Source organism: Hyunsoonleella aquatilis, assembly GCF_014270105.1.
Lineage (GTDB): Bacteria > Bacteroidota > Bacteroidia > Flavobacteriales > Flavobacteriaceae > Jejuia > Jejuia aquatilis.
Genome location: NZ_JACNMF010000001.1, coordinates 186057 through 206375 on the forward strand (window position 1 = coordinate 186057; position 20319 = coordinate 206375).

Here is a 20319-nt window from a genome sequence, read left to right on the forward strand (position 1 = left end):
GTCTTATTGCAAAGCGCGTTCACCTAATCTACAAAGAGATGCTAAAAATTAGCGGGTTACACAAATCCTATACCATCGGAGATTCCAGTTTACATGTATTAAAAGGCATTGATTTGTCTGTTGAAGAAGGCGAAATGGTGGCTATTATGGGCTCTTCAGGCTCTGGAAAATCAACATTGCTGAATATCATTGGGATGTTGGATGTGGCAGATTCGGGTGAATATATTTTGGACGGCCTTCCCATTAAAGACCTAACTGAAAAAAAGGCAGCCGTTTATCGCAATAAATTTTTAGGATTTATTTTTCAATCCTTCAACTTAATCAACTACAAGAATGCTTTGGAGAACGTGGCATTGCCATTGTATTACCAAGGTTTAAAACGAAAGAAGCGTCAGGAATTAGGGATGTTTCATCTTGAAAAAGTGGGTTTGACCGATTGGGCGCATCACTTACCAAAAGAGCTTTCAGGTGGACAAAAACAAAGGGTAGCCATAGCCCGAGCCTTGGCAGCCAACCCCAAATTATTATTGGCGGATGAACCCACTGGGGCATTAGACACCACCACGTCATATGAAATTATGGAGTTCATTCAGCAATTAAATGACGAAGGCAAAACCATTTTGATGGTTACACACGAAGAGGATATTGCTAACATGTGCAAGCGCATCGTTCGTCTGCGAGACGGCGTCATTATGGAAGATAAAAAAGTAACTCAGGTAAGAGCAGGTCAGCATGTTTGATTTAGACCTTTGGCGGGAAATATTTCAGAGTATCAATAAGAACAGAACTCGGAGTTTGCTGTCTGGGTTTACCATAGCGTTTGCTATTTTGTTATTTACCATTCTTTTCGGTATCGCCAACGGACTTCAAAATACCTTTGCCGAGGCTTTCGGAACGGATGCTTCAAATTCCATAGTGATTTATCCAGGACGAACCACTATTGCGCACAACGGACTTCAAGCGGGACGACGAATCCAGTTCAAAAATGAGGACCATCAATATATCCTCGATGAATTTGGTAATAAAGTGGAATTCATCACCTCAAAAATAAATCGAAACGCATCAGCTTCATTCAGGGGAGAAAAAAACACGTATGAGGTGCGCGCTATTCACCCGGAATACATGCATATCGAAAATAACGAGGTGCTCCAAGGACGTTATATCAATCAAAATGATTTAACACAGCGAACAAAAGTGGCTGTCATTGGTAGAGTAATTGATGAGGATTTATTCGCAGGGGTGGACGCCATTGGCCAGTATATTAGTTTAAATGGGATTCCATTCAAAGTAGTAGGTATTTTTGGTGATGATGAGGGCGATAACGAAGAGAGTGTGGTTTACGTGCCTATCACCACTCAGCAAAGGGTGTATGGTAATAACGATTATATCGACATGATGCACCTAACCTATAACAGAAAATTGGGTTATAACCAGGCCTTGGATTTTGGAAATGCGTTGACTGCCAAATTAAAAAACAAGTTTAACGTTGCACGCGATGACCAAAGGGCCATACGTGTGTTTAACATGGCGGAGGGGACAAAAGCCGTCAATCAAATGACGGGGGTATTGACCTTTATCGTGTTTTTCATCGGGCTAGGGACCTTAATTGCGGGCATCATGGGGATTAGTAATATTATGGTATTTATAGTAAAGGAGCGTTCGAAAGAAATCGGTATTCGTAAAGCATTGGGCGCATCGCCTAAGTCCATTGTATCCATCATTTTGTTAGAATCTGTCCTTATTACCTCATTCGCTGGGTATTTTGGATTATTGATTGGCGTTGGGGTACTGGAATGGGTTGGACCAAGCCTGAAGCAATATTTTATAACGAATCCCAGCATTGATATTTATATAGTGATTGGAGCCACGTTTACGTTGATATTTTCTGGTGTGATAGCCGGATATTTGCCAGCGCATAAGGCTTCAAAAATTAAACCAATTGTAGCACTAAGAGACGACTAACGCGATGCGATTTTTATTCGACAGAGATACATGGCAGGAATTGTACGATAGTATTCGTAAAAATAAGTTGCGCACACTCGTGACTATTTTTGGAGTGGGCTTTGGGATCTTTTTATTGGTGGTGCTTTTGGGGTCTGCCAAAGGAATGGAGAATAGTTTTAACCGATTGTTCAGCGATTTTGCTACCAATACTGTTTTTATTTGGGGGCAACGTACCAACAAGCCATTTAAAGGATTTCAGGAAGGTAGGCGTGTCCCGATATATTTGGAGGATACCGAAAGGATTGAAAAAAACGTTGAGGGCGTTGAATTTGTGGTTCCCAGAAATCAAAGGATGGCGCAGGTCACACGAAATTTTTTATCTGGCAACTTTTCATTGGCCGGGGATTATCCAATGTTGGATGAGGTAGAAAAAAAGAAACTCATTAACGGACGCTTTATTAATTCCAACGACATTGAAAACAAGAAAAAAGTTACCGTCATTTCTGAAGATGTATTCAAACAACTTTTCGAAAAAGATGAAAAGGCCATTGGGAAATATGTGGTGATAAACAATATCAGTTTTATGGTCATTGGTGTATTCAAGGTGTCCAATATCAATATGGGTCCACCGATTAATATGCACATCCCGTTTACCACCTTTCAGCAGATTTACAACCAAGGGCGAAACATCGGATGGATGGTGGTAAGTGCCAAGCCTGAATATGATATTGTTCAAATTGAGCAGGATAGCAAACTATTGCTTAAGAATGTGCACGACATTCACCCCGATGACCGAAGGGCATACGGTAGTGCCAATGCTGGGAAGGAATTTGGCAAAGTAACAGGCTTTTTAACTGGAATGCAATTTTTAACCTGGTTTGTTGGGATTGCCACCTTGATAGCTGGTGTATTTGCTATTGGAAATATATTGTTGATTACGGTTAGAGAGCGCACCAAAGAAATCGGTTTACGACGGGCTATTGGAGCGACACCTTTCGAAATAAAAAGCCAAATCATATTGGAAGCGATAGTGCTGTGCCTTATCGCCAGCCTTATTGGGATTATTGTTGGGGGCTATGTGCTGATGTTCATCAATCAATTTTATGGACAAGGCGAGGATGCCACTTTAGTGAACCCCTCAGTATCAATTGGCGTAGTGTTTTTGGCATTAATTATACTTGTTGTTTTGGGCAGCTTGATAGGAATGATTCCTGCCTTTAAAGCCACAAGTGTGAAACCTATAGATGCATTAAGAGAAGAATAAACAATCAAAAAAATGAATAAAACGTTAAAGATTATTTTAATATTGGTAGTGGTGATACTGCTGATGTTTGTGTTGAAATATTTTGTGGATGCCAATTCCAAAGACATCGAGGAATTTTCGGTGGCCGAACCATTTTACACATCGATAAATTCGAAAGCCGTGGCCACCGGAAAGCTTAACCCCGAAGAGGAAATCGAGCTGAAGCCCCAAATATCTGGAATTGTGGATGAAATTGTTGTAGAGGAAGGCGATAGGGTTAAAAAAGGCGATTTAGTTGCAAAAATTAGGGTAGTTCCGAACGAGCAGAGTTTGGCCAATGCCCAAAGTAGAATTGCAACGGCAAAACTAGCTTTTGAAAATGCAAAGACGCAATACCAAAGGGATAAGAAGATATTTGAAAAAGGCGTAATCTCCATTCAGACCTTCGAGAATAGTGAACTGAGTTATAATCAGGCTAGGGAATCATTGGTCCAAGCGCAGAACGACTATCAAATTATCAAAAGAGGATCGCTTTCCGGAGGAAGTACAGCCAACACCAATATTATTGCCCAGATTTCAGGTACTATTCTGGAAATCCCGGTGCGCGAGGGTGACCAGGTTATTCAGAGTAACAACTTCAATGCAGGAACAACAATTGCCACCCTTGCGGACATGAGCAATATGATTTTTGAGGGAAAAGTAGATGAGGCCGAAGTTGGTAAATTGGAAGAGGGTAGAGACATCACGGTTATTCTTGGAGCAATTAATGACAAAGAGTTTCCCGCAAAATTAACTTTCGTTGCCCCAAAAGGAAAGGAAGAAAATGGAGCTGTTCAGTTTACAGTCAAAGCCAATGTGATGTTGGACACCGTTACTAATGTTCGCGCGGGATACAGCGCCAATGCCGAAATTGATATTGAAGGGAAAGATAGTGTTTTGGCTATCAAGGAAGCATTGTTACAATATCGAAGACAAAGCGATAAGCCATTTGTAGAGGTTCAGGATGAGGATGGGAATTTTAAACGTAAAAATGTTAAGCTTGGTGTTTCCGATGGGATAAATGTTGAAATTATTGAGGGTGTCGAAGAAGGCGATAAAATCAAAGTATGGAATAAAGCATCAGAAGAAGAGGAAGAAGAAATGGATGATGACAAAAGAAGGGAAAGAAAGGCGAAATAATGAAAGTAAAACGAAAATTTAAGATACTCGCTGGTTTTCTGTTTTTAGGATTTCTGGCAACGGCACAACCCAAGCAATGGACGCTTTTGGAATGCGTTAATCACGCGTTGGAAAACAATATTTCCATTAAGCAAAGTGCACTAGATTTGCAGCAGGGAGAAATCAACAAACTGGATGCCAAAGGCAATTTTTTGCCGTCGTTCAATGCGTCTGCCTCGCATTCTTGGAATATCGGTTTGAACCAGAACATCACCACTGGATTATTGGAAAACCAAACGACACAGTTTACATCGTTCGGGTTGGCCTCAAACGTTACGCTTTATAGTGGACTCCAGAATATCAATCAATTGCATCGCTCTAATTTGGCGATTTTGGCCAGTCAATATCGATTGGCGGATATGAAAGATGACATCTCACTGTTCGTAGCCAATTCGTTTTTGCAGATTCTATTTAACAAGGAACAATTAAAAGTTCAACAGGCACAATACGAGGTGTCAAAACAAGAGTTGGACCGTGGTATCGAATTGGTAGATGCTGGTGTTTTGCCAAAGGGGGATGTATTGGAACTCAAAGCCACCGTGGCTTCTCAGGAACAGCAGATTGTAAATACAGAAAATGCCATTTTACTCTCGAAGATTAGTTTGGCCCAGGTACTACTAATTGATGACTATCAAAATTTTGATATAGTGGATTCGGATTATAATGTGCCATTAACCACTGTACTGGACGAATCGCCTCAAAGCATTCTAGATAAGGCAAAAGAAAATAGATACGATTTGAAAATTGCCGAGGCCAATATTGAATTGGCGGAATATGATTTAAAGCTCGCTAAAGGCAATTTGCAACCAACGCTGTCGGCGTTTTATAACTATAATACAAGGGCTTCCGACAGTGATAGGGTGTTAGGATTTGATAGTACACCGGATGGTACAACGATGCCCATAGGCTTTGTGGAAAGCACTGGGGAAACCGTGGTTGCTCCAAACTTCAACACTACTCGAATCGTCGGAGGACCGGATGCACTCTTCGACCAATTTAGCTTAAACGATGGGCATTCTTTTGGAGTACAGCTAAGGGTTCCGATTTTTAACGGCTTGTCTGCGCGAAACAACATCAAAAGAAATAGTGTAAATTTGGAGCGCTCCAAAAACCAGTTCGAACAGTCGAAATTGGATTTGGAAACCGAAGTTTATCAGGCACTTAATGATGCCAAAGGTGCGTCAAAAGCTTACGAGGCCGCTTTAAAAACATTGGATGCTCGAGAGGAGGCGTTTAATTATTCAAAAGAACGCTATAATGTGGGGCTGATGAACTCCTTCGATTTTAGTCAATCCCAAGCGCGGTTTGAGCAGGCGCAAAGCGATGCTGTGCGGACCAAGTACGATTATATTTTTAAACTAAAGGTATTGGAGTTTTACTTCGGAATTCCAATAGCGAATATAAATTAACAAATTGGCGCTACTACTTAACCTTGAAACGGCTACCACAAACTGTTCAGTTGCGGTTTCACAGGACGGCAAAACAATCGCATTAAAACAAGACAGACGAAACGGGTATTCACATGCCGAAAAACTGCATGTGTTTATTGACGAGGCATTAAAAATTGCCAAGGTAGATAAAACTGAATTGGATGCTATCGCAATTAGCAAAGGCCCGGGGTCATACACAGGTCTGCGAATTGGAGTGTCAACTGCAAAGGGATTGTCCTTTGCTTTGGATAAACCTCTAATTTCAGTACCAACCTTGGAAGTTTTGGCGCGACAGATTGAAGCAGATTTTGGGGTAATTGTTCCCATGTTGGATGCGCGACGGATGGAAGTGTATTCCGCAATTTTCGATTCGAATTACAATCCACTTCGCGAAACACAAGCCCAAATTTTGGATGAAAACGCTTTTTCTGAATATTTGGAAAGAGGAGAAGTTTGTTTTATTGGTAATGGAGTTGAAAAAACCAAAACATTAATAAATCATCCCAATGTCGTTTTTATCGAGGATAAATTACCTTCTGCAAATGAAATGGGAATGTTGGCCGAGCAGAAATATAATCAGACTGATTTTGAGGATGTCGCCTATTTTGAGCCCTACTATCTCAAAGATTTTGTAGCCTTAAAACCCAAGCCACGGGCATAAAAAGACCTGACAGCTTATTGAAGTCTGTCAGGTCTGAAAGTTATTTGAATCAGAAGGATTAGCCTTTCTTTTGAATTTCAACTTGATGTGGGTAAGGAATTTCGATACCAGCCTTATCAAGTGCTTCTTTTACATCTTCAGTAACTCCGAAGTACACGTCCCAATAATCGTCTGCTGTACTCCATGGTCTTACTGCAAAATTGATTGAGCTATCAGCTAACTCAGATACGTTTACCGTTGGTGCAGGTTCTTTTAACACTTTAGGGTGTGAGGTCAGCACATTCATTAAAACTTCTTTAGTTTTTTTAATGTCAGAATCATAACCAACACCAAAAACCAAGTCCACACGGCGCGTACCTTCGGTAGTATAATTAATGATATTTCCGTTGGACAAGGAGCCATTTGGAATAATAATTTCCCTGTTGGACAACCCGGTCAATTTGGTAGTAAAAATTTCGATTTCTTTTACAACACCAAGTTCTCCTTGGGCCTCGATTAAATCGCCTATTTTAAAAGGTTTGAATATCATGATTAAAACGCCACCTGCAAAATTCCCGAGTGAGCCTTGTAATGCTAAACCAATAGCCAAACCAGCCGCAGCTAAAATTGCGGCAAACGAAGTGGTTTCTACGCCAACGGTTCCAAGCACGACGATAATCAAAACAATCTTTAATATCCAGCCCAGCATGTTCAACAAAAACTTTTGAAGGCTTTCGTCGTAATCTCTTTTGGACATTACTTTTTTAGTGCCTTTCAATACTTTTTTGATTACCCATGAACCGATAATCCATATAATAATTGCGCCTAAAATCTTAAGCCCGTAATCCAAGGCTAATTCAAGCCATTTCTCAGTGTCAATGTTTTCTAAATCCATAATGTGTAGTTTTTCAGTCAAAGCAAAATTAAAAACAATGCTTTAGTTTTTAAGTGATTAAATGATAAAAAAATGTTTAATTAATTAGAAAATCCTTAACGCTATGCGTTAAAGTTTCCTTTGAACCTGTCATTCCCGTGAAAAAGGGAATCTAAATAAAGCAAAAAATTAAGGCAATAATTGCAGGAATTGCCTGCACGAAAAATAGTTTTATTTGCTTTGTGGAATAAGACCCATAAATACCCGCAATAGTCACACAAACCAAAAAGAAAATCGCAATATTTTTATCGTTTGAAATGAGCGAGAAAATTAAACCGGCGGCCATGAACCCATTGTAAAGCCCTTGGTTGGCGGCCAAAACCTTTGTTTCTTCAGCGAACTCCTTCGATTTTAAACCAAAAGTTTTGATACCCTTAGGCTTGGTCCATAAAAACATTTCCAAAACTAAAAAATAGAAATGTTCCAACGCAACGATGCTTATTAAAACGACAGCTAAAGTACTCATTTGTCCAATAATTTGATGGCTTTGTCCACGTCCTTTACGGGTAATTTGCAGGCTTTGTTAACGCATACGTAAATTAGGGTTGCTTCAGGATTGTATCGGTTTTCCAATAAGGGCATGTCGTTTTCCGAAGTACTGCCTGCAATCAATTTATTGGGTATATACAGCGCATTAAATGCTGAAATTTTATCCTTCGCATCTTTGCCAACTATGGCAACCTCATAGTATGGATTGGTATAGTTGAGCATCAAATCAAACCAATTGGAATAGGAGGACGGATATTCAGACATTTCTGGTTTAACGTTGTTGAGCATGGCGACTGCTGAAGTTGCAAATTCCTTATTATCAAAGTAATGTGAAAGTTTAAATAGGTTTTTCGCCATCATGGAGTTACTTGCGGGAATCACATTGTCATGATATACAATATTTCTAGAAACAAGGGAAGCATCTTCGTCCGATGTGTAAAAGAACATTTGACTTTTTTCGTCATAAAAATGAGCAACGGCATATTTTGCCAGCACATTGGCAGTATTCAGCAAAGGTTCATTCAAGGTTACTTCGTAAAGCGCTATCAGCCCATCGATAACGGTGACATAATCCTCTAAATGCCCATTGATTTTGCTCTCACCAGCTTTGTAGGTGTGATTCAGACCACCATCTTTGCGCATGGCTGTAGTAATAATGAAATTGGCATTTTTTTCTGCAGTTTCTAAATATTCTTGTTTTTGAAACACACGATAGGCATCCACATATCCTTTGAGCATCAGTCCATTCCAAGAGGTTAAGGCCTTATCGTCCATTCTGGGTTTTGGCCTTTTGTTTCTAATTTCCACCAGTTTAGATTTCCAAGTGATTTTCTTTTGAAGGAGTACCTTTTTCGAAATGTTATGCTTTTTTAGGATGGAAGCGTCATCATCTTTACGTATTAAGACGTAGTTTCCTTTTTCCCAAAGCCCAAAATTATTTATGCTGTAATAGTCTGAAAATAACTCAAAATCTTGGCCTAAAACGGACTGTAATTCTTCCTTTTGCCAAACATAAAAGGCCCCTTCTTCCAATTCGCCTACTGAATTTTCACTATCGGCATCAAAGGAGGAGTAAAAAGCCCCTTCAGGAGTTGTCAATTCATTTTTTATGAAATCCAAGGTTTCCTCAACAACAGATTTATACAATTCGTTTTTGGTCAATAAATACGCCTCAGAATACAGGCTGACCAATTGGGCATTGTCGTACAGCATTTTTTCAAAGTGGGGGACGTGCCATTTACCATCCGTGGAATATCTTGAGAATCCCCCACCAATATGGTCGTAAAGGCCACCATAGGCCATTTTTGTAAGTGTCAGATTCACGAAATCCAGTAAATCTTTATCGTCATTTTGATACGCGTATCGCATCAAAAAGTGATAATTATTTGGCATCATAAATTTGGGTTCACGGTTTATCCCTCCAAATTTCTGATCAAATTGTTCGGACCATTTATCAACAGCATTTGAAACAAAGGATTTTTCAAAAACAGGGGCGTCGGTATTGATCTCAACCACGGCAATGGATTGGATGCCTTTTTCTACATTTTCCGCCTGGGAAATCAATTTTTGTGGTTCTTCTTTGTATATCTCTGAAATACGCTCCAGTACATCTATCCATTGCTTTTTTTCAAAATAGGTGCCTCCCCAAAAAGGCCGTCCGTCAGGTAGCGCTACTACATTCAAAGGCCAACCGCCACTTCCTGTCATCAATTGTACTGCGTTCATATATACTTGGTCCACATCCGGTCTTTCTTCCCTATCGACTTTTATATTGATAAAATTCGTGTTCATCACTTGGGCTACTATGCTGTCTTCAAAACTCTCATGCTCCATTACGTGGCACCAGTGGCAGGACGAATAGCCAACACTAATCAAAATCAGTTTATTCTCATCTTTGGCCTTTTTTAAGGTGGCTTCGTTCCAGGCATGCCAATCTACCGGGTTGTGGGCATGCTGCAGTAAATATGGGCTCGTCTCGTTGATGAGCGCGTTAGTAAACTGATGTTGATTTTTGGATTCGGTATTCTGACCTTTGCAATTCATAAGGATAATCAGAAATAGTAAAAAGGGAAACTTCATTTCTCAAAAATACATGAATTTTTCCATTTCAATATTTAGTTTTTATGTTGGAAGATTGGTCAAAATTGGGCATAAAAAAAGCGTTCTTTAAGAACGCTTATGACTTTAAGGAAGTCTAGTTTATTTTACTTCAAAAGTGATTTTTACGTTGACACGGAATTCTGAAATATCCCCGTCTTTTACGCTTGCACTTTGATCCTGAACATAAACCGAACGAATGTTCTTTACACTTTTAGAAGCTTCTTTTACCGCTTGCTTAGTGGCGTCTTCCCAACTTTTTTCGGAGTTTGCTAAAACTTCAATAACTTTTAATACAGCCATAATATCTTAAGATTTTAATTGTTTTTGATATACCTTAAGACACCGTAACTTTTACAAAGTCACCAAATCTATCCGTTTATGGCCTCTACGGTTTCCACTTTTCCTGGGAGCATTTGTTTTAGCATATTTTCGATGCCATTTTTTAAGGTGAAGGTAGAGGATGGGCAACCACTACATGCGCCTTGAAGGAGTACGCTAACACTTTTTATATTAGCGTCATAGCCCATAAACTGAATATTGCCCCCATCACTGGCAACGGCTGGTTTTACGTATTCCTCAAGGATATTCACAATTTCCTTGGAGGTGTCATCTAGGTTTTCAAAATGATGGTCTTTTTGCGAAGCTGTTTTTTCCAAAGTTTCGGCCGCCTCAGGAAGTACTGCGTCTTTCCCACTTTCAATAAAACGTTTCACAAATTCGCGCAATTGAATGGTGATGTCCTGCCATTCCGTAACATCATATTTGGTGATGGAAACGTAATTTTCCTCAATAAACACACTTTTAACGAAAGGAAAATGAAACAATTCAGAGGCCAAAGGCGACAATTTTGCTTCGTCAATTGAGGTGAATTCAAAGGTAGCCGTTGCTATTTTTTTATTAGCAACAAACTTCATTACGGCAGGGTTTGGCGTACTTTCGGCATAAACAGTAACTGCTACTTTTTTGGGTGCGTCCTGCTCTTCAACCACCACGCCCCCATCGTTAAGGTAGGCCTCAATCTGCTGGGCAACTTCGTCTTGAACATCGCTCCATTCTACAATATTATAACGTTCCACAGCAACAAAATTCCCAGAAATGTAAACCTTCTTCACAAAAGGCAAATAGAACAATTGTTGCGCCAAAGGCGAATCCTTGGCTTCGTCAATATTGTTGAATTCAAAACTTTGATGTTTCGTGATAAATTGATCAACAACAAACTTAATAATGGAATTATTGGCTGTTTCCTGCACGGAAACCTTGAAATGGCTCATTTTAGCTAATTTTTAGCAAAAATACTAAAAGAAAACCTAGTTATCCATATATTTGATTTTAGTTAGTGTTTTTTATACTGACTGCCAAAAGCTTATGAACGAATACTTTTATGGAAATGTAAGCGTTTATAAATGACCAGTTTACCTATAAAAAAGACCTATGAAATTAAGATATCTTTTTCTGCTCTTTATTGGGGCCTTCTTTGTCCTGAGAGTTGAGGCCCAAGAAGCTATTCCTATTTACACGGACTATTTAACGGATAATTATTATTTGATACATCCTTCCATGGCAGGGGTAGCCAATTGCGCAAAGATTAGAATTACAGGTAGGCAACAATGGTTTGGACACGAGGATGCTCCCAAGCTTTTGACTATGAGTATTAATGGACGTATTGGGGATTCCCCATCTGGTGTTGGTGCAATATTATATGCAGATAAAAATGGATACCACTCACAGACAGGAGCCTATTTGACGTACGCTCATCATATCATGTTTTCCAGAAGTGAAGTGGATTTGAATATGTTGTCTTTCGGATTAAGTGGTGGTTTTATACAGTACCAATTGGATGAAACCACATTTTTAGCCGACGGCCCTGACCTAATTATAGATGGTGTGGTTCAGAATCAGACCAATTTTAATATTGATTTCGGATTTTCTTACCACTTTTTGGATTTCTATGCACATGGTACGATTAAGAACATATTGAAAAATTCGGGTATCAATAATAATATTACCATTACAAATAATTTACGAAGGTATCTTTTGTCTGTCGGTGGCGTATTTGGAAAGCTTGGCAGTGATTGGAGTTTTGAGCCGTCTGTAATGTTTCAATATAGGGATGGCACTCAAGAGGCTATGTTCGATATTAACGCCAAAGCGTATAAGGATATGGAGTTTGGAACAATTTGGGGAGGCCTGTCTTATCGTCAAAGTTTAGATGGTGCTGAATTCCTGGATGGTACCCGAGGTGTCAATAGCCAAAAACTACAGCAATTTACGCCCATTCTTGGGGTGAATTATAACCAGTTTATGTTTGCCTATACATATACTTATCAGTCCAACTCGGTAGTGTATGCCAATAATGGTTTTCATCAAATTACATTGGGCTATAACTTCAGCTGTAGACGAGAGCGCTTTGATTGTAAGTGTCCTGCCGTGAATTAAGATTTTTTGTCACTGCGAGGAGGTACGACGTGGCAATCTCTTTTTTGCAATTTCAAGATTACTTCAGTCATACTTCCTCGTAATGATGAAATATTAGTTTCTACCAAGTATACTTTTTCTTTTTGGCTTGTGTTTTAATGGCTTTGGTCATCGCATTTTCCAGGCCATTTGTGTTTTCGGTTTGCTCTTTGGCAATAAAATCCTTCCGTTTTTGGTTCAATTCCTGAATTTCTTTTTGAATAGCCTTGCGCTCATTTTGCTTCTTTGAAACATAGGCTTTGATTTCTTCTTTGTTTTTACCTTTTAATTCTGTTGGCAATGCGTCTTCATCCAATTCTTCAACAACAACCTCTTCGGCCTCTACGGCATCCACCAAATCCCATTTAGAGTTTTTATATAGATGCGAACTTTTGCTGACCGTTCGCCCTACGGCATTGGCTTTGCTGTACCCGCTTGCGTTGGCGTCCTGTTGCGCTTGCACCACTCTTTTGCGTTCGCCATGAACACCGTAGGCCACATAAGTTTTGTTCAGTTTGATATTTAATTGAAGAATTTGGTCATCGTACGGGGAAGCAATATGTACTGTGGCCTTATTGTGGTTTATTGCCATATAGTCGCCATGGGTTAGGACTGCCCCATCTTTCCAATAGGAGGAAACACCTTGGTTATAATCCCCACAAAAAATGGTATTGATGGTAATGTCTTTTTCCTTCGCATTTACGGAAGCGTCTTTATAATTCACTTGACCCTGAGTGAAAGGCTCATTACCTGCGATAAAAATCAGCTTGAGGTCGTCAGGGTTTTTACCCCAATTCAATTGGTTTAATGATGTTTGAATCACATGTCCACAATATTCGCTACCTCCATTGGTAGTCAGGGAAAAAAGCTCTTTGGATATTTCGTCTAGGTCATCACTAAAAGGTAATACCTGACGGATAAAGCCCTCTCGGCCATTCAACCTGTCGTTGCCATATTCATAAAGGGCAATTTCCAAGTTGGGTTTTCCAGTACCGCATTTTGCGTAAGAGAGCTCATTGACGATTTCCCAAAGTTGAGCCTTGGCCTGATCTATCAACCCGTCCATGCTGTTGCTCGTATCCAATAATAATGCAACTTTGATGAATTGTTTATTGGGTTCTGGGTGGGCTGAAACGGTTTTGTGCAGAGCGAGATCCTGCTTTTTGGTGTTAGCATTGCATGCTACAATCATAAATAGAGTGAAGCAGATAGCCAGAGTTTTGAATTGGGTTTTCATGATGTTTTGTTTTTTAATTAAGATGAATTTGTAAAATACCTTTTAGGACTTTGATTTTGAGTATAAAGCTATGGGCGAAGTTTTTCTTAAAAAAGTTGAAATGAGTGAAAGTAGCATCATTTTGAGTGAATGCACTTTTTTAATGTGTGATGCGGGTATTTTTATCCGTGTAATGCGCTTTTTTTAGGATTTAGCATTTTAATATACCACCGAAAGTGCGTAAGTTTAGCTACTATAATGAACACCATGAAATTTATTTTTGGATATATTCTTTTCATATTTATGGCCGGTCAAATCTTGGCTCAGGACTATGGCGCCAGCAATAATGCAAAGATGAAAATTAAGGGGGTGGTCATTGAGAGCGATACTAGAAACCCGATACCAGACGTGAATGTTGAAATAACGGCGGGTGCATATACCACAACCAATATATTTGGAGAGTTTACCATTGAAGCAAGAAAGGGTGACGAATTAATAATTAGGCATAAGGATTTTGAAACCGTATATCATACCATTCAAAACAATGATAAAATTGAGGTTAGGGTAGAGGCCAATGAAGATGAGGATTTTAAAAGCAAGCTATCAAAAAGAAAGGCAAGGGTTACGTTCAGTTCTTTGATAGATTCTGCAAAAGCGTATCTAAAAAAAGATGCCAAAAAAAGTATCCAATTTGTAACGGAGGCACTATCGGAAACTAATTCTAAAAAGGAAAATGCAACCGCTTATAATGTGTTAGGGGATATTTATGTCCAATGGAAACAATACGATTTGGCAGTATCAAACTATAGAATAAGTCTTCAAAATAACGAAGAGAATGATGTAAAATTAAAGTTAGGGGACGCTTATAGATTCAATAAAAACTATCAGGAAAGCCTTGATACTTATAACCGTATCAACAAAAAGGAGCTGACCAATTGGCAATTGGTTAACCTTTATGAGGGTATTGGGGACGTACAGCAAATGACACATAAATATGATGACGCGATAGATGCCTATAATAAAGGGCTTCAGGTGGCTCAGAATCATTTGATTACGCCAAAAGTTACGGACATAAATTCAAAAATTGCCCAGGCATTTAGCCTTAAAGGAGAACTGAATACTGCCCAAACCTATTTTGACAAATCGTTGGAGTTGGCCAATACACAGAGTAAAAAGCGTGCCGTTGAGGAAAAGGTAAAAGTGGCGGATTTTCAAAAAGAAGCTCGCGATTTCCCTAGGGAGATTGAGCTTCGGCAACAGGCCTTAGAAGATATAAGTGAGATTGAGGAAGAGTCGGTTTTGGATAACGAAAGCCCATTGACGCCACAAAAGCAGAACTATAAAATTGGAGATGCCTACGCTAGACAAAACGACTATGGCAACGCGATTACCTATTTGGAGAAAAGTATAAAAGAGGCCGATACCAAGGAAGATTTGATCGTAAAAAAGGATGCCACCCGAAAATTATCTGAAGTCTATCGTTCAGCAGGAGATTTTAACAAAGCGCTTTCTACATACCAGGAATATGTGGAAGTAGTGGACAAGCTCTATCGCAAAAAAGAGATGGAAATCTCCCAAGCTGCAAAGTTTAGTGCGGATTTGGTTTCCAAGCAGAACAGGATTACAAGTTTGGAGAGTGATAGGGAGCTTTCCGAAAGTAAGTATCTATTGACTACTGAGCAATCCAAACGTCAAAAGATAATCATCTACTCCCTTATTGGTGGTTTATTTTTGTTATTGCTCACGGCCTTTTTGATGTTTAAATACATTAAGCAACAAAGATTGGCCAATAATTTACTGGCATTAAAATCGCTCAGAAGCCAGATGAATCCCCATTTTATATTTAACGCATTAAATTCGGTAAATAGTTTTATTGCCTCAAGTGACGAACGCACAGCCAATAAATATCTGACTGATTTTTCAAAGCTGATGCGCGCCGTTTTGGAAAATAGCGAGGAGGATTTTATTCCTTTGGAAAAGGAAATCGAACTATTACAACTGTACACAAAACTGGAACATTTTAGGTTCCAGAATAAATTCGACTACGCCATTAATGTGGACGAAAAAATCGCCATAGCTGATTTTGTGATACCGCCTATGTTATTGCAACCCTACATTGAAAATGCCGTCTGGCACGGTTTGAGATACAAAAATGAAAAAGGCCAACTCAATATTGATATTGTTCAGGCCAATGAAGACGAAATAAAAATCACGATTACGGATGACGGCATCGGACGAAAGAAATCCAAGGCACTAAAAACCCAAAACCAGAAAAAACAAAACTCAAAAGGGATGGGGAATATCAAAAAGCGTGTGGCTATTTTGAACGAAATGTATAAAGATAAAGTAGATGTTTTTGTGGATGATTTTCAGGATGAAGATCCCGATAGCTATCGGGATACGGGAACGAAAGTGGTTGTTACGTTAAAAAAGGATTAATAAGGGGATAACGCTTCAAACTTATAAATATGAAATTAAAATCCATCATAGTAGAAGACGAGGAAACCAGCAGAAAGATTTTGAAAAACTATCTGCAGAAGTACTGCCCAAGTGTTGAGGTTTTGGGAGAGGCGGCAAATGTAGAGGAGGCCTTGGTTTTGATAAGAAACAACGATTTAGACCTCGTATTTCTCGACGTAGAAATGCCATACGGTAACGCCTTCGATCTATTGGAAAAAGTGGGCAATATTAATTTTGAAACCATTTTTGTCACCGCTTACGACCATTATGCAATTGATGCACTCAATGCGCATGCTTCCTATTATTTGATGAAACCAATTTCTATAGACGAGTTGATTAAGGCGGTGGACTATGTTACCGAAATAAAATCCAAGGAAAATGCATTGCAGGATGAGGTACTAGTACCCAAAACTTCGGGAGTAAATGGTAAGATTACCATTCCGCAGCAAAGCGGATTTGAGGTGTTGAACACCGCCAATATCCTTTATTGTAAAGCGGATGACAACTACACTGAAATCTATTTGAACAACAACAAAAGAAAAATCGTCAGTAAAACCCTAAAATATTTTGAGGAAGCATTAAGCGATACTAGTTTTGCCCGTGTCCACAAATCTTATTTGGTGAACGTGAACGAAGTAGTAAAGTATAAAAAAGGAAAAGGTGGTAGCGTGGAGTTGAGCAATGGCAAGGAAATTATGGTTTCGGCTTCTAAAAAAGCGAATTTGTTGTCATACTTTAAATAAAAAGTTCTGTCATTCCGCACTTGATGCGGAATCTACTTGATGAGATTCCAGCATTGCGCCACCGCTAAAGCTAAGGCGACACGCGGTCGCAGGAATGACAATTAATAAAGAAATTAAATTTTTAAAACATGCCAGTAATACAAAAAGTAAGAGGGAAGTCCCCTATAATCCCAGAGGATTGTTTTATCGCCGAAAACGCGACCATCGTGGGGGATGTCTTTATGGGAAACCAGTGTAGTGTGTGGTTTAGTGCCGTTGTCCGTGGTGATGTCAACTACATTAAAATGGGCAACAAGGTAAATGTTCAGGATGGTGCCGTCATACATGGTACGTACAAAACTGCACCCACAAATATTGGGAATAATGTTTCCATCGGGCATAATGCGCTTGTGCACGGCTGTACCATTCACGACAATGTGTTGGTAGGCATGGGCAGTATCATTATGGATGGTACTATAGTGGAATCTAATTGTATTATCGCAGCAGGTGCTGTAGTTTCAAAAAACACCGTTGTGCCATCTGGTTCCATCTACGCTGGAGTGCCTGCAAAAAAGATTAAGGATATTAGCCAGGAATTAATCTCGGGCGAAATTGACCGTATTGCGGATGCTTATATCAAATATGCGAGTTGGTTTAGGGAGTAAAGATTAGGCTTTCGGCGTTTTTGTCATTCCTGCGCAGGCAGGAATCCACAACTCAAAAGATTAAAATTTTAGGTAATCCACCTGATACTTCTGACCTAACAAAGAACTCATGACTTCAACATTACCATTTGTAAAAAATTGAAGTTTTGGTTTTGCCATTTCAGTGTTAAGCAATTCATGTTGCTCCAATATGGCTTTCGTCTGTCGGGCCACTGCTTCACCAGAATCAATAATTTTAACATGGCTTGGTAATAAATCAACTAGCAACGGCATCAAATAGGGGTAATGCGTGCATCCTAAAACCAAATAATCAATATTAGCTTCCATCATGGGTTTTAAATATTCCGATAGGAGCGTTTTCATTTCTTCGGAGTGTAGTTTGCCACTTTCTATCAATTCTACAATACCATTGCCAACCTGTTCAATCACATGGATATCTTTGGTAAAAAGCCCTGAGGTCTTTGAGAATAGGGCACTGGTTAGGGTGCCATGAGTAGCCAGAATACCAACGGCTTTGTTTTTCGTATGAAGTGCAGCCGGTTTTATCGCAGGTTCTATACCGATAAAAGGGACGTTATAATTTGTACGCAGGAAATCAATGGCATTTGTGGTGGCCGTATTACAGGCGACTACGATAAGTTTGCAACCTTTTTGTAAAAGCAATTCTGTGTTTTTGACACTCAGTTCAATGATCTTGTCCGCACCTTTTGGGCCATAAGGTGCATTAACACTATCGGCTAAATAAATGGTGCTTTCGTAGGGCAATAAGTGATGAATTTCCTTCCAAATAGAAGTACCTCCAACACCAGAATCAAAAATGCCAATAGGGGAACTGCTCATGCGAATTCAAAATGAAGTTTACTAATATATAAAGAGATCCTGATTTTCATCAGGATAAGTTCAACTAATTCATTAAAATCCAATTTTAATAAAAGTTTCCCTAAATTAAAAAAGCTGCCTTATAAAAGCAGCTTTTCCTAGTTTATTTCCTTTCGAAGTTATTATTGGATATTCAACGCTTTTTTAACATCTGCTAATAAATCCTTACCGTCAGCCATTATGGTTGCACCTTGTGAGGAATCCAATACGTAATCAAAACCTTGGGCTCTAGCTACTTCCAAAATTTTCGCTTTAGCTTTTTCGGTAATAGGTTTTAATAGATCAAACTCTTTTTTCTGTAAATCCTGTTGCGCTTTGGCTTGGTACTGACGGATGTTTTGCTCCATTGTTTGTACCTCTTGAGCGCGCTTGGTATTTTCTTCTTGGGTCTTGGTCGCCGCTTCCGCATCGTATTGCTTTACCTTGGTTTGGAACTCGTTACCCATATTTTGCAAATCCGTTTGATAGGTTTTGGAAAGGGTTTCCAATTGCGACTTCGCCTCTGCCATCTCTGGCATAGCTTGAATTAATTCCTGGGTATTTATATGCGCAATTTTGCTTTGGGCCCCTACAAAACCAATCGATCCTATGCATAAAGCAGTTGCTACTAAAAGTGTTTTAAAATGTTTCATTTTCAAAAATGTATTAATGTGTTATAATTTTAAAGTTTAATTGTTTTTTATACTGTCTCTCGCTTTTTGTCTTTCTTCAAGAGCTTTTTGGCGCTCTTCTAATATTTTCTTTTTTCGCTCTTCCAATGCCTTTTTCCGGGCCTCACGGTCGGCTAATTTCTTTTGACGGTTTTCCTCAATCAGTTGCTCTCTGGTTTTGGTCTCGCTTTGCGATTCAGCTTCTCCAGTTTTTACTTCTGTCGTTTTCGCTTCCTCTGTCCCCGTACTTTCATTTTGTACAGTCTCTTCGCTTCCTATACTAGTTGATGTTTCCTCTGAACCGGTCTCAGTTACTTTATTTCTGGCATCCAATTTGGCCTGCCTTGCTTTTTCGCGTTCTTCCAATATTTGTTGGCGTCTTGCCTCGGCTTCCAGTTTTTTCTTTTCGCGTGCTGCTAAAATTTCCTGTCTGCGCTTTTCCACTGCACTTTCGCGCGCCTCCTTTTTCTCTTCCAAGGCTTTTTGGCGTTCCTCCAGTTCATAATTAATATCGGGAACTACCTCCTCCTTTTCAGCAGCCTTACGTTGGGCCCTGCTTTGCGCTTGCTTTCTTTTGGATGACCTTGTAATCACTCTCAATACTTGATCACTTATATCGTATTGTTTGGCTGAATAGAGCATCACTACGTCGGCTGATTTGTCAAAAATAAAATCGTATTTTCTACTTTCTGCCATATCTTGTACTGCTGCAAAAATTTGATCTTGAATAGGTTGCATCAACTGTTTTTGTTGAATCATCAAATCCCCGTTTGGGCCAAACCGCTTTTGCTGATAGTCTAGTATTTCTTTTTCCTCATAGGCGATATCCTCCTCGCGCTCCTCGATCAGCTCATTGGTCAACAGCACCTTTTCGTTGCTCAGATCCTTACGTTTTTGAGCTATTTCTGAAAGCTTGCCTTGAATTTCATTCTTCCATTTTTGAGCTTTCGCATCCAATTGGGTCATGGCCTCCTGATATTCCGGCACTTTTTCCAGGATATATTCCGTGTCGATATATGCTATTCTTACACCACGCTGAGCATGAGCGGAAATACTAAGCATTACTGCTACCGTCAATAAAAAAAGAACGTTGTTTCGCATCTGTAGTTTAAGTTTTATCATTTATAAATTCTAAAAACGACAGATGATTTATTTGCTGTTCTGCCACTATTTCGAATTACAATCTTCAAAATTAACGAAATATAATCTTAAAAATTTTAATTCCAATCAAATCATCACACTGTTGTTAGAAAATATCGTGCCAAAAATAAAATT

General features: G+C 39.3%; 19 protein-coding genes. 10 read left to right on the forward strand and 9 right to left on the reverse strand.

Annotated elements, in window-relative coordinates:
• The first annotated feature begins 38 nt into the window (after positions 1 to 38).
• Genes H7U19_RS00715 through tsaB form a run of 6 tightly spaced genes read left to right on the forward strand, consistent with a single transcriptional unit; the run spans position 39 to position 6496 of the window.
• A complete protein-coding gene (locus H7U19_RS00715) occupies positions 39 to 740 on the forward strand; it encodes an ABC transporter ATP-binding protein (protein WP_186557920.1) in 702 nt (233 codons plus the stop codon).
• On the forward strand, positions 733 to 1962 hold the full coding sequence (locus H7U19_RS00720; protein ID WP_186557921.1) for an ABC transporter permease: 1230 nt from the start codon (positions 733 to 735) through the stop codon (positions 1960 to 1962). Before H7U19_RS00715 ends, H7U19_RS00720 begins: the two co-directional genes overlap by 8 nt.
• Before the next feature lie 4 nt (positions 1963 to 1966).
• Complete coding sequence (locus H7U19_RS00725; RefSeq protein ID WP_186557922.1) at positions 1967 to 3208, forward strand: ABC transporter permease; 1242 nt, start codon at positions 1967 to 1969, stop codon at positions 3206 to 3208.
• Positions 3209 to 3220: 12 nt separating this feature from the next.
• Positions 3221 to 4366 (forward strand): efflux RND transporter periplasmic adaptor subunit, encoded by a 1146-nt coding sequence (locus H7U19_RS00730; protein ID WP_186557923.1) that lies wholly within the window; start codon positions 3221 to 3223, stop codon positions 4364 to 4366.
• Positions 4366 to 5814, forward strand: coding sequence for a TolC family protein (locus H7U19_RS00735; protein ID WP_186557924.1), 1449 nt, complete (start codon positions 4366 to 4368; stop codon positions 5812 to 5814). Before H7U19_RS00730 ends, H7U19_RS00735 begins: the two co-directional genes overlap by 1 nt.
• Positions 5815 to 5818: 4 nt before the next feature.
• Entirely contained in the window at positions 5819 to 6496 is a 678-nt protein-coding gene (gene tsaB, locus H7U19_RS00740; RefSeq protein WP_186557925.1) for a tRNA (adenosine(37)-N6)-threonylcarbamoyltransferase complex dimerization subunit type 1 TsaB, read from the forward strand.
• A 58-nt stretch (positions 6497 to 6554) separates the two neighbouring features.
• On the opposite strand, the gene H7U19_RS00745 is transcribed toward tsaB, so the two are convergent.
• The 5 genes from H7U19_RS00745 to H7U19_RS00765 all read right to left on the reverse strand — a co-directional run bounded on the left by H7U19_RS00745 (position 6555) and on the right by H7U19_RS00765 (position 11269).
• Complete coding sequence (locus tag H7U19_RS00745) at positions 6555 to 7370, reverse strand: mechanosensitive ion channel family protein (protein WP_186557926.1); 816 nt, start codon at positions 7368 to 7370, stop codon at positions 6555 to 6557.
• A 151-nt stretch (positions 7371 to 7521) separates the two neighbouring features.
• Entirely contained in the window at positions 7522 to 7875 is a 354-nt protein-coding gene (locus H7U19_RS00750) for a DUF1304 domain-containing protein (protein ID WP_186557927.1), read from the reverse strand.
• Positions 7872 to 9941, reverse strand: coding sequence for a thioredoxin domain-containing protein (locus H7U19_RS00755; RefSeq protein WP_246454567.1), 2070 nt, complete (start codon positions 9939 to 9941; stop codon positions 7872 to 7874). Before H7U19_RS00755 ends, H7U19_RS00750 begins: the two co-directional genes overlap by 4 nt.
• A gap of 156 nt (positions 9942 to 10097) precedes the next feature.
• Positions 10098 to 10298, reverse strand: coding sequence for a dodecin family protein (locus tag H7U19_RS00760; protein WP_186557929.1), 201 nt, complete (start codon positions 10296 to 10298; stop codon positions 10098 to 10100).
• Between the two features lie 68 nt (positions 10299 to 10366).
• The gene (locus H7U19_RS00765; protein WP_186557930.1) at positions 10367 to 11269 is read right to left on the reverse strand and encodes a NifU family protein; all 903 of its coding nucleotides are present in this window, start codon (positions 11267 to 11269) and stop codon (positions 10367 to 10369) included.
• Positions 11270 to 11429: 160 nt separating this feature from the next.
• Here H7U19_RS00765 and H7U19_RS00770 point away from each other — a divergent pair, with 160 nt between their 5' ends.
• Positions 11430 to 12434: a PorP/SprF family type IX secretion system membrane protein gene (locus H7U19_RS00770; protein WP_186557931.1), complete on the forward strand. Its 1005-nt coding sequence runs from the start codon at positions 11430 to 11432 to the stop codon at positions 12432 to 12434.
• Positions 12435 to 12534: 100 nt separating this feature from the next.
• On the opposite strand, the gene H7U19_RS00775 is transcribed toward H7U19_RS00770, so the two are convergent.
• Positions 12535 to 13689: a VWA domain-containing protein gene (locus tag H7U19_RS00775; RefSeq protein WP_186557932.1), complete on the reverse strand. Its 1155-nt coding sequence runs from the start codon at positions 13687 to 13689 to the stop codon at positions 12535 to 12537.
• Between the two features lie 246 nt (positions 13690 to 13935).
• Between H7U19_RS00775 and H7U19_RS00780 the strand changes: the two genes are divergently transcribed.
• The 3 genes from H7U19_RS00780 (at position 13936) to H7U19_RS00790 (ending at position 17515) form a co-directional block, all read left to right on the forward strand.
• On the forward strand, positions 13936 to 16107 hold the full coding sequence (locus tag H7U19_RS00780; RefSeq protein ID WP_186557933.1) for a histidine kinase: 2172 nt from the start codon (positions 13936 to 13938) through the stop codon (positions 16105 to 16107).
• A gap of 29 nt (positions 16108 to 16136) precedes the next feature.
• A complete protein-coding gene (locus H7U19_RS00785) occupies positions 16137 to 16871 on the forward strand; it encodes a LytR/AlgR family response regulator transcription factor (protein ID WP_186557934.1) in 735 nt (244 codons plus the stop codon).
• Between the two features lie 128 nt (positions 16872 to 16999).
• On the forward strand, positions 17000 to 17515 hold the full coding sequence (locus tag H7U19_RS00790; RefSeq protein ID WP_186557935.1) for a gamma carbonic anhydrase family protein: 516 nt from the start codon (positions 17000 to 17002) through the stop codon (positions 17513 to 17515).
• 60 nt (positions 17516 to 17575) lie between these two features.
• Here the strand turns inward: H7U19_RS00790 and murI are convergent, their stop codons facing one another.
• From murI to H7U19_RS00805, 3 genes are all read right to left on the reverse strand, one after another.
• A complete protein-coding gene (gene murI, locus H7U19_RS00795) occupies positions 17576 to 18355 on the reverse strand; it encodes a glutamate racemase (RefSeq protein WP_186557936.1) in 780 nt (259 codons plus the stop codon).
• Positions 18356 to 18516: 161 nt separating this feature from the next.
• Positions 18517 to 19026 (reverse strand): OmpH/Skp family outer membrane protein, encoded by a 510-nt coding sequence (locus H7U19_RS00800; protein WP_186557937.1) that lies wholly within the window; start codon positions 19024 to 19026, stop codon positions 18517 to 18519.
• A gap of 36 nt (positions 19027 to 19062) precedes the next feature.
• Complete coding sequence (locus tag H7U19_RS00805; RefSeq protein WP_186557938.1) at positions 19063 to 20145, reverse strand: OmpH/Skp family outer membrane protein; 1083 nt, start codon at positions 20143 to 20145, stop codon at positions 19063 to 19065.
• Positions 20146 to 20319 lie beyond the last annotated feature (174 nt).

Coding starts and splice junctions, on each gene's coding strand:
- H7U19_RS00750 (WP_186557927.1), bottom strand. CDS start 7,875: ATGAGTACTTTAGCTGTCGTTTTAATAAGCATCGTTGCGTTGGAACAT.
- H7U19_RS00720 (WP_186557921.1), top strand. CDS start 733: ATGTTTGATTTAGACCTTTGGCGGGAAATATTTCAGAGTATCAATAAG.
- H7U19_RS00755 (WP_246454567.1), bottom strand. CDS start 9,941: ATGAATTGCAAAGGTCAGAATACCGAATCCAAAAATCAACATCAGTTT.
- H7U19_RS00800 (WP_186557937.1), bottom strand. CDS start 19,026: ATGAAACATTTTAAAACACTTTTAGTAGCAACTGCTTTATGCATAGGA.
- H7U19_RS00785 (WP_186557934.1), top strand. CDS start 16,137: ATGAAATTAAAATCCATCATAGTAGAAGACGAGGAAACCAGCAGAAAG.
- H7U19_RS00790 (WP_186557935.1), top strand. CDS start 17,000: ATGCCAGTAATACAAAAAGTAAGAGGGAAGTCCCCTATAATCCCAGAG.
- H7U19_RS00745 (WP_186557926.1), bottom strand. CDS start 7,370: ATGGATTTAGAAAACATTGACACTGAGAAATGGCTTGAATTAGCCTTG.
- H7U19_RS00775 (WP_186557932.1), bottom strand. CDS start 13,689: ATGAAAACCCAATTCAAAACTCTGGCTATCTGCTTCACTCTATTTATG.
- H7U19_RS00725 (WP_186557922.1), top strand. CDS start 1,967: ATGCGATTTTTATTCGACAGAGATACATGGCAGGAATTGTACGATAGT.
- H7U19_RS00780 (WP_186557933.1), top strand. CDS start 13,936: ATGAAATTTATTTTTGGATATATTCTTTTCATATTTATGGCCGGTCAA.
- murI (WP_186557936.1), bottom strand. CDS start 18,355: ATGAGCAGTTCCCCTATTGGCATTTTTGATTCTGGTGTTGGAGGTACT.
- H7U19_RS00715 (WP_186557920.1), top strand. CDS start 39: ATGCTAAAAATTAGCGGGTTACACAAATCCTATACCATCGGAGATTCC.
- H7U19_RS00730 (WP_186557923.1), top strand. CDS start 3,221: ATGAATAAAACGTTAAAGATTATTTTAATATTGGTAGTGGTGATACTG.
- H7U19_RS00770 (WP_186557931.1), top strand. CDS start 11,430: ATGAAATTAAGATATCTTTTTCTGCTCTTTATTGGGGCCTTCTTTGTC.
- H7U19_RS00735 (WP_186557924.1), top strand. CDS start 4,366: ATGAAAGTAAAACGAAAATTTAAGATACTCGCTGGTTTTCTGTTTTTA.
- H7U19_RS00805 (WP_186557938.1), bottom strand. CDS start 20,145: ATGCGAAACAACGTTCTTTTTTTATTGACGGTAGCAGTAATGCTTAGT.
- H7U19_RS00760 (WP_186557929.1), bottom strand. CDS start 10,298: ATGGCTGTATTAAAAGTTATTGAAGTTTTAGCAAACTCCGAAAAAAGT.
- H7U19_RS00765 (WP_186557930.1), bottom strand. CDS start 11,269: ATGAGCCATTTCAAGGTTTCCGTGCAGGAAACAGCCAATAATTCCATT.